The sequence below is a fragment of the Desulfosoma sp. genome (assembly GCF_052743555.1).
The window spans coordinates 4,983-9,596 of record NZ_JBRAHS010000032.1 but is presented as its reverse complement, the minus strand read 5'-3'; the positions used below and the strand labels follow the sequence as shown (position 1 = coordinate 9,596).

4 protein-coding genes are annotated in these 4,614 nt (G+C 57.5%); all 4 read left to right on the top strand.

Translation table 11 applies throughout. The features are described 5' to 3' along the window. Positions 1-194: 194 nt before the first annotated feature. Positions 195-998 (top strand): ABC transporter permease, encoded by an 804-nt coding sequence (locus ACUVSA_RS14455; RefSeq protein ID WP_445895355.1) that lies wholly within the window; start codon positions 195-197, stop codon positions 996-998. Continuing rightward, positions 988-2,274, top strand: a complete 1,287-nt coding sequence (locus tag ACUVSA_RS14450; protein WP_445895354.1) for an ABC transporter ATP-binding protein — start codon at positions 988-990, stop codon at positions 2,272-2,274. Before ACUVSA_RS14455 ends, ACUVSA_RS14450 begins: the two co-directional genes overlap by 11 nt. 14 nt (positions 2,275-2,288) lie before the next feature. Then, positions 2,289-3,482: a class I SAM-dependent methyltransferase gene (locus ACUVSA_RS14445; protein WP_445895353.1), complete on the top strand. Its 1,194-nt coding sequence runs from the start codon at positions 2,289-2,291 to the stop codon at positions 3,480-3,482. 39 nt (positions 3,483-3,521) lie between these two features. Further along, a partial coding sequence (locus ACUVSA_RS14440) for an MBOAT family O-acyltransferase (RefSeq protein ID WP_445895352.1) occupies positions 3,522-4,614 on the top strand: 1,093 nt, incomplete at its 3' end.

Sequence of the window (4,614 nt, the reverse complement as noted above, 5' to 3'; positions counted from 1 at the left end):
GGGTGAGGAAGCACAGTTTTTCTTGACCTCACGGCCGAATCGTCGGACTTAAAGAAGGGGGCAGGAAAAATCCTGCCCCCTGTTCGTTTCATGGCGCCGATGGGCTATCGCGCGCACTTCCATAAGGACGCATCGCAAGATTTTCGCCCAAGCCCTGCAAAGGCAATGGCAATCGCAGGAGGGCTTTCTCCCCCATGATTTTTCAAATGATCCACCCGTTTCTTTTGGCTCAAAGGCACACAACGGTGCTTAAGGGATTCGTCAAGAAAGAGCTGTACGGCCGCTACGCCGGATCCTACGCCGGAGTGTTCTGGATCGTCCTGGAGCCGTTGGCGAACATCGCGGTTTTCCACTTCATTTTTTCTGATGTGTTTCGTGTGCGCTTCGATGCGGCGGTTTCCGGCACCGAAAGCTTTACGCTGTACTTTTTGTGCGGCTACTTTCCCTGGCTCATCTTTTCCGACGCCGTGGTGCGATCCGCCAGCAGTGTGGTGGGAAACGCCGGGTTGGTGACCAAGGTGATCTTTCCCGTCGAGCTCCTTCCGCTCTCTTCCGTGCTCACGCCCTTTCTCACGCACGGCGCAGGTTTCTTCCTCTACCTGCTCTATCTCGTCGCCAAAGGATCCGCGGGGCCCTCTTGGTTGTACCTGCCGTTGATTGTGGCCACCCATTTCGTCTTGTGTTGTGGTATGGCCTTTTTGCTTTCCGCGCTCGTGGTTTTCGTGCGCGACATTCTGCAGTCCTTGGGCATCCTTATGATGGTGTGGTTTTACGCTTCGCCGGTTCTCTACCCCCTTTCCTTCGTTCCCGAACCCATTCGATCATGGCTTTGGGCCAATCCCATGACTTACGCTCTGACCTGCTTTCGCGATGTTTTGCTCAACGGCTCTTTTCACTGGACCATCTTCGCCCTTTTCGCTATGAAGGCGACGGTGCTTTATGCCCTCGGATCATGGTTCTTCACGAGGTCCAAAAGAGCCTTTGCCGATGTTCTCTAACCAGCGTTCTTTCCATCTGTTCACGCCCCAAACGCCGCCTGAGGCGCCGTGTCCTGTCGGCTCCATACGGCTTCGGGCGGTCACCAAGAGCTACCGGCTCTACGCCAGGCCCACAGACCGTTTGAAAGAAGCCCTTTTGCGCCGGCCTTATCATCGGCCCTTTCACAGTGTGCAGAACGTGAGCCTGGATGTGGCGCCGGGCGAAAGCCTCGGCATCATCGGGGATAACGGTGCCGGCAAAAGCACCCTGCTCAAGATCGTCGCCGGGACCCTATCGCCCACGTCGGGAGAGGTGCAAATCGGCGGGCGGGTAGCCGCCTTGTTGGAACTGGGCGCCGGTTTTCATCCGGAATTCACCGGCCGAAAAAACATCTATCTCAATGCGTCCCTTTTGGGGCTGAGCGACGCTGAAATTCGCCGATGCGAACCCCGCATCATCGATTTTGCCGAGCTGGGTCCTTTTATCGATCAGCCCATCAAGAGTTATTCCTCGGGCATGGTGGTGCGGTTGGCCTTTTCCATCGCCACGAGTGTCGATCCGGACATTCTCGTCATTGACGAGGCCCTCAGTGTCGGCGACCAGTACTTTCAAAAAAAATGTATCGACCGCATTCTGCAGTTTCAAAGGGAGGGAAAGACCATCCTTTTTTGCAGCCATTCCCTCTACACGGTCAATCTTTTGTGCGCCCGGGCCGTATGGATGCGCGAGGGGTCCATTTTCATGGACGGCGCGGCCACTTCGGTGACAGCCGCCTATGAAAACACCCTTCGCGAACGATCCCGTACCGTTGAGGTTGCCGCCGCTCCGCAGGTGGAAGAACGCGCAACACCCTATCGCATTCGGTTCGTCCAGGTCAACGGAAGCCGCGAGCCCCTGACCATGCACACGGGACAGGATCTAGAAATCGTCGTGGCCTGCGAGGTCACCGAATCCATGCCCTTTGCTTTGGGGGTCGGGATCATGCGAAACGACGGTCTGGTGTGCCACGCCGTGAATCTGTCGCGGGTGGCCAAAAAAACCTTTCAAGGCCCGTGCGTGGCCGCCGTGCGCGTCATTTATCCCAAGGTGCCCCTGCTGCATGGTGAATTCTTTGCCATGGGATACCTCATCGACGCCTCGGGCGTGCACATCTATCATCAAAAGGAATCGGCCCCGATCCGCGTGGCAGCGGACGGGCGCCAGCGCACGGAAGTGGGCCTTATCGAAATGCCATACCATTGGGAACCTGTGGATGTGCAGAGCGATTCAGCGGCCGATGTGCTCGGCCAAGACTGAACGCGGAAGAAACCATGGATATCATCCTCAGGGTCGGGGAACCCGATCCCATTGAAGAAGTCCTTTTCAGCCGGTCTTTTTGTCGACGTTACCTGGACGTGTTTTCCGACGGCGCCAACGTGGTGCAACGCCCCCCCGAGGCGCTTGGCACCGTGGGTGAGCTTCGAGCGCTCACCCAGGCACAGATCGTTTTTCTCATCAACGAAGATGAACTGCTGGTGACCCCGCACATTTTTCGCATGATTCCCGAGCGGCTGGATCAAGACTCTTGGTGGGCTCTTGTGCCGGGTCTCAGCCCTGCGCGGTCCCCTGCCCAACAGGCACCGCTTCTTTACCCCTATCACACGGTACGGACTTTGCTCGAGACGGCCGACATGCTGGCCGCGTCGCGCTCCCCCACGCCGCGCACCATTAAGGGAGCGGCGGAATGGCCGTGCGTGTTTTTTCTCACTTCCGCTCTGAACAGCCTGTCCGCCGATACGCCCTTGGATACGCTCTGGCCTCGATGGGCGGCTCAAGGCCGTCTGGGAATCGTGGATGCCTGTTTTGTGCATCGCTTTGGATTCGTCCACCAGTTCCCTCGAGAAGACCTCCTTGGGCTCATCCCTGATCATGCCGCTTCGGTGCTGGATGTGGGATGCGCCTACGGAGTTTTGGGGCGGCATTTAAAAAACCTTAGGCCGTGCCATGTCACCGGCATTGAACGCAATGCGCACATGGCTCGAGCCGCGGCCGTGCATTACGACGCCGTTTTTGTCGGATCCGTGGAAGACGTTCCCTTGAATCGACGTTTTGACGCCATCATTTGCGGTGATGTTCTGGAACACCTGGTGCGTCCCTCGGCCGTGCTGCGCCGCCTCGCGAACGCGCTCACCGATGACGGCGTGCTTATCGCCAGCGTGCCCAACACGGGCCATTGGTCCGTGGTCATGGATTTGGCTTTGGGACGTTTTGAAACGGTTCCGGCGGGATTGCTGTGTTCCAGCCATCTTCGATTCTTTACGGAAAAAGAACTGCTCCTTCTTCTTGAGGAGTCCTCATGGGCTGTGGAACATCTGGAACGCGACCAGTCCCCGCCCACCCCGGCAGGGGCCCGGTTCATTGAGGCTTTGGTGTCGGCAGGGCTCGGCAATGAGGTGTCTTTGCGCACGGAAAGGTTTCGACTGAGGGCTCGAAAAAAGAAAAATACGACCGGGGCGGGCTCGTGACGGCGTGCGCCATGTCGGTGGCAAGGAGGAAAAGTTCACGTGGTTTTTGCCTCACCCATTTTTCTTTTCCTTTTCCTTCCCCTCGTTTTGGCCGGCCATTTTCTCTGTAACACATCGCTTCGAAACGCGTATCTCCTTGGAGTGAGCGTCTTTTTTTATGCGTGGGGCGAACCGCGCTACGTGGGCTTGATGGTCTTTTCCATGCTTCTGAACTATGGAAGCGGGCTTCTGCTGCAGCGCACGGAAACCGCCCCCTTTTTCGGCCTTTCCAGAAAAACCGTGCTGGCCCTTGCCGTCGGCGCCAATCTTCTGCTCCTCATCTATTACAAGTACGCCGGCTTTCTCGTGGCCAACCTGAGTGCGGGCTTGGCTGCCTTGGGCCTGCCTTTGATCCCTTACAATCCCCCTTCTCTTCCCTTGGGGATTTCCTTTTTTACCTTTCAAGCCATGTCCTACGTCATCGACGTCTATCGACGGCATGCGACGGTTCAGAAAAACCCGCTCCATTGCGGCCTGTACATCGCCCTGTTTCCGCAGCTCATCGCCGGGCCCATCGTGCGCTACGCTCACGTGGCCTCTCAGATCGTGGCGCGAACGGTGACCGTCCCCGGATTTTCTTACGGAGTGCAGCGCTTCATTGTCGGGTTGTCCAAAAAAGTGCTCATCGCCAATCCAATGGGTGCCGTCACCGACGCCATTTTTGCCTTGCCCGTCGGGGAACTGACGCCGGGGGCCGCGTGGCTCGGTATCGCCTGTTACACGCTGCAGATCTATTACGACTTTTCCGGGTATTCCGATATGGCGGTGGGTCTGGGAAGCATGTTTGGGTTTGTCTTTCCCGAAAACTTCGCTCACCCTTATGCCGCTCGATCCCTGAGGGATTTCTGGCGGCAATGGCACATGACCCTGTCTTCCTGGTTTCGGGATTATCTGTATATTCCTTTGGGCGGCAGTCGCCAATCGTCGTTTCGAACGGCCGTGAACCTGTGGACGGTCTTTTTTCTGTGCGGCCTGTGGCACGGCGCCGGTTGGACCTTTATTGTCTGGGGCATGTTTCACGGGCTGTGCCTCGCCTGGGAACGCACACGATTGTGGCGCAGCCTTGTGCCTCGCCTATGGCGCCCTGTGCAAC